Origin of the sequence: Aulosira sp. FACHB-615 (assembly GCF_014698045.1) — a bacterium.
In the GTDB taxonomy this organism is placed as follows: Bacteria; Cyanobacteriota; Cyanobacteriia; order Cyanobacteriales; family Nostocaceae; genus Nostoc_B.
On sequence record NZ_JACJSE010000077.1, the window covers coordinates 1 to 4,670 of the forward strand.

The 4,670-nt window shown below is 38.7% G+C and carries 5 protein-coding genes; 3 read left to right on the forward strand and 2 right to left on the reverse strand.

Features of this window, described 5'->3' with window-relative positions:
• The first annotated feature begins 152 nt into the window (after window positions 1–152).
• From H6G77_RS35170 to H6G77_RS35180, 3 genes are all read left to right on the forward strand, one after another.
• Window positions 153–698: a GNAT family N-acetyltransferase gene (locus tag H6G77_RS35170; protein WP_190595216.1), complete on the forward strand. Its 546-nt coding sequence runs from the start codon at window positions 153–155 to the stop codon at window positions 696–698.
• A gap of 17 nt (window positions 699–715) precedes the next feature.
• The gene (locus tag H6G77_RS35175; protein WP_190595217.1) at window positions 716–1,225 is read left to right on the forward strand and encodes a hypothetical protein; all 510 of its coding nucleotides are present in this window, start codon (window positions 716–718) and stop codon (window positions 1,223–1,225) included.
• Window positions 1,226–1,410: 185 nt separating this feature from the next.
• Window positions 1,411–2,613, forward strand: a complete 1,203-nt coding sequence (locus tag H6G77_RS35180) for an AIPR family protein (protein ID WP_190874138.1) — start codon at window positions 1,411–1,413, stop codon at window positions 2,611–2,613.
• An 82-nt stretch (window positions 2,614–2,695) separates the two neighbouring features.
• Here the strand turns inward: H6G77_RS35180 and H6G77_RS35185 are convergent, their stop codons facing one another.
• Together H6G77_RS35185 and H6G77_RS35190 are read right to left on the reverse strand one after the other, a co-directional pair.
• The gene (locus tag H6G77_RS35185) at window positions 2,696–3,292 is read right to left on the reverse strand and encodes an RNA ligase family protein (RefSeq protein ID WP_242049412.1); all 597 of its coding nucleotides are present in this window, start codon (window positions 3,290–3,292) and stop codon (window positions 2,696–2,698) included.
• Between the two features lie 81 nt (window positions 3,293–3,373).
• Window positions 3,374–4,552, reverse strand: coding sequence for a CHAT domain-containing protein (locus H6G77_RS35190; RefSeq protein WP_313954547.1), 1,179 nt, complete (start codon window positions 4,550–4,552; stop codon window positions 3,374–3,376).
• Window positions 4,553–4,670 lie beyond the last annotated feature (118 nt).

Genomic DNA, 4,670 nt, shown 5'->3' on the forward strand with positions numbered 1-4,670 from the left:
TGATAAGATATCGGGCATGGGCTTGTTGTGGCTTTTGAGTTGTCGTTTGGGAAGACAATAACTCTACTACATCAGCCCTCTCTCTTCATCCTCTTATTTTGGCGAAGGTATTGAAAAACAGTGTATAAAAAATTATTTTTTAGGTAGATTTTGTGAGTTTTGAAATTGAATTAATCCGAGGATTTGATAATCTTCCAATTCAGGGTATTATTGAGGAATTAGCTCCCAAGCATATTGATGATTTTGTCAATTTATGGTCTAAGGAATTACAAAAATATCAAACCCAAGATAAACAATGGGACTGGTTATTTAAATTAAATTTTATTAGAAGAAATTCGGAATTTGAAGGATATGCGCTCGTAGCAGAAGACAGCACACAAGGGTTAATGAAAATAGAAACTCAACGTCATGGTTCTCATGAGGAATACGGACGAAAACTAGTATATGTGGAATTTTTAGCTTCCGCACCTTGGAATAGAAAAGTTATCCAACGTCCGCCAAGGTTTCGAGGTGTTGGTACTAACCTGTTACGTTACGCCAGACTCAGAAGTGTGGAGTTAGGATATGGTGGAAGGGTAGGGTTACACTCTTTACCTGAAAGTGTGCGATTTTACGAAAATCAATTGATGAACAATTTCGGAGTAGATGAAAATCAGAACAATTTAATTTATTTTGAATACAGTCAGCTACGACGATAATAGACAAAAATCTGGATATGGAAGAAAATATTACAGTTGAAGAAGCAATTGAATTATTGTTTAACCGTGAATCTATACAAGCAGCAATTCGTGCTGAAGATGAAGCTGCTTGCGATGTAAGCGCAGGACTTGATTGGGGTAATGAGCGAGTGTTTGTTGCCTTTATGAAAAATCCGGCATTATTACATAGGATGACAATACTACGTTTATCCCTCAACCGAGAAATTCGTCAGATGCTACAGGGATGGAATCTAGGAGTAGGGGAAGAAAAAGCTATTGAAACTGCATCTACACGTTTATTGTCTCGTCTACAATTACCACAGCAAAAAGCTATTCCTTCCCTAGAAAGTATATTGATGCGTGATGATTTGTACTCCGAAGAATTGATTGGTGATAGCCAAGTATTACAGGAATTGTTGAGTGTGCTGTACAACAATGAAGACTGGGATGCAATTGCAACTGTTGCCGGAAATGCAGTGCGTGAAGGTATCTTAATAAATGTTGAGTCATCTCGCTTAATAGCGTAACAAAATTAAATAGGGTTACTCTCCAAAGATGGTAAAGGCAAAGTGATGTGGTTTTTACCCGTCGCTTTATTTTTTCTCATTTCTGGTGTGGAGATCAAAGGTTTGACCTTACAGGGCTTGGTCATTTGCTCCTAAATTTTGTATTCTTCATTAGTATCAGTTGCACTCCCCACACCAAAGAAACTATGCCTAAGAATTGGACATTAAAAGTAGACCAGTTCTTCAATGCAAACCCCCACTGCATTATCGCTACCGTTCACGTTGACAGTTTCCCTGCCGACCTACCTCTAGAACCCAATATCAGAGAACCCAACCGCAAAAGCTCGACATACAGACAAATCTTTGACTCCTTAACCACTGAGCCTGACAAATTCTTCTCCAGACATAGTGGTATCGTGCTGTGTGCCAACAAGGTCAAGCCTAACAGTAAAAAGACTCAGCTAGAACTAGAGATACTGGAAGCCTCTGAGGGCGGTAGCGATGGCATTATCAATGGTGGGCATACGGTTTTAGCCTTTCAACAGGCCAGAGAATACAAGTATGATCTAAGTGAAGCCAGAGTCAAAGTCACAATCCACATTGGGCTTAGTGAGGACGATGCCAAAGACATCGCCCTGGCTTCTAATACTTCTGCCCCGGTTGACGCGCGTTCTAAAGTTAACGCTAGGGGTGATTATAAATTCCTGAAACAGTTTTTAACTCAACTGGAGCGAGAGGAAAAAACCAAATTCCGCATTGCCTATTACCAGAACCAAAGCGGTGCGCCCAAAAGCCCTCAGTGCAATGTCAACCATCTCATTAAGTTGATGAACTGCCTGGACAGGAACAAATACAACCCAGACAGCAAAAGCAGAACCAAACATCCACCTGTTAGCAATACGCCTTCATTGAGTGAGGCGGAAAGACAAAGGCTATCGAAATTGTTACCGTTACTGCCCAAAGGGTTATGGATTGAGCAACGGTTATTTCAAATAATTGAGGAACACATAACCAAGCCCAGACGAAAGGGAGTAGTTGACCTCGCCTCTATCGACCCGCGCAAGAATACACTGCTGCCCGATAGCCGATACTCGTTTGGGTTTGCTGCACCTGCTGATATTGCCATGCCTATTGTTGCTGCTTATCGGGTATTTTTGGATGAACAGTACAACTGGATCATTCCTTTTGATGAGTTTGCTGAAGATTTTCTACAGCATTTGTGGGCAAACTATTATAAGAAATACTTGGTGTCGGAGAAATTAGCAGGTAACACTGTTGGCAGTAAAATCTGCCGTAACCCGGTGATTTGGGATAACGTTTATGTTTCAGCCCAGAGCTACCTGAATCAGCAGTTGATTAAGATGGTGGGGTCGAACACTAAGCGTGAAGAATTGAAGCTGGTGAATTAAGGCAATAAAAATTTGGTGGTGCATTAGGATTTCCTGCTCACAATGCACCAACAGATTCAGTGTAAAGGCGTGAGTGCAAACCTTATTCCCAGTATGACTGCCAATCATTTGTAAAAACTTGCTGTAATTTTTTCTGATAAGAATAAGTTTTAATTTTTACCATCCAGAGGTTATTAATATTTTTTCCTCCTTTACAGATCACTCCTTCGTTTACATCATATTTACTTTCACGAACATCATGAATAAATTTGCCAGTTAGCTTACCGCGATAAACAACACGCGCAATATTAAATTTACTGAAATCTTGAATAAATTGTTCGGGATGAATAATATATTTATCGGTTTGTACATCAAAAATAAGCAGTTGTTTTGGGTCATCCTGCTTGTGCATTCCTGCAAATGAGTTCATCCCAAAAAACTCAGTAAACACAGTAATTTCTGGATATTGATAGTTCTTATTTTCTCTAAATACTCCTTCTAAAGCACTGGCAAACTCTCTATTAAAAATATCAGAAGCTTCTTCTAATCCTGGATGTGCAGCATTGAATTGTGCAATCCCCTGCTCATCCAAATCAAAGCGATCTCGACGCGTACCAAAAGCATACCAGCCAAGTTCAAAATTCCAAACCCAATGTAAGTTGGTTCCATCATATTTTTCAAAAGCTATGCAGCGTTCCAAAGGGCAGTTTTTGCTATCTGGGATTTTTGGATAAACTAACTGTACTCGTACCATCTTGTGTTTTATTAGTGAATCGGTGTTCTATGGTTCACCAATTATTGTAAATGCTGCCCAATTTAAAGGAAGATAACGTTGTTTAATTAAGACTAACATTGCTTGACGTAGAGCTTGTGCTTTATCTGGAGCTTGCTGAAAATGTTGATAAAATTCGGTCATAATTAACTCAGTTGATTCATCGGGAATATTCCATAGTGAAACGATCACGCTGGGTGTTCCCGCAGCAATCAGAGAACGCGATAATCCAACTACACCATCTCCTGTCAGTGAACCTCTTGCTGTTTCACAAGCACTTAAAACGACTAACTTAGCTTTCAACTTTAAAGAGAGAATTTCCTCTGCTGTGAGTAAACCATTATCTCCAGCATCGGGAGCTAAAGCAATCCAACTTCCTAATCCTCCCTGATCTTCAGCCCATCCATGAGTTGCCAAATGAATAATTTGTGCCGTTTTCATCCTCTGTAAAACATTGATTTTAGTAGCATCTTTACCAATAATTGCTTTAGTATTAAATAGTCTAGCAATTTTCTTGGCTTCTATCTCAGCAAATGGCAAAGGCTCTAATTGGCGAGGAATTTCATCAGGATTAATAGCTACTTTTGGCATTCGGGGATTGCCTACTACTAATACATCGTTTAGAACAGTTTGTTTAAGTTTTTCATTTTGTTGGTGAGTCAGTGATAAAACTTGAATAGAAGGAGAAGTTAGAATAGTATGTTGTTCAATCAAATATTTGCCATTTTCATCTTGTAATGCAGCAAAGGGAACAAAAAACAAAGTCTCATCAGGAATAAAAACTATATGTTCATTGGGGTTTTTCGGTAATTCCGCAGCAATTGGCTGAATCAGAACTTTATGTAATTTCTTTAAATATTTATTCCATTCATGAATGTTAGAAATTGGTATTTTATTAACTAATTGATCTAAAGTTAGATGACTTTCGTTTTGAAATTTTGTTAAGTCAACAGAGTGAAAAGTAACTTTCCCTGTGGGTTTCACCACCCAAATATATAATTCTGATACCTGCCATTCCCTTTTTCCGGGAATTTTCACCATTAAGGGATGATGAATAATTGAATATTCTATTAGTGTGGCATTCTGCTCTTTGGCTATTTGTTGGATTTGCTTAATTTTAGGCGGTTTTGGCGGCTCGAATTGATCAGCAGTTTGGGATAAACGAGATGCCACTAGTTCTACTAACACTCTGGCTCACATCTTGCACCAACCGTAGTCATCCGTACAAGTCAGATAAAACAGTATTCAAATGTAACAACAGGTGAATTAAGGCAAGTAAGTAGTAGTTGTTTCAAAAATAACTTAA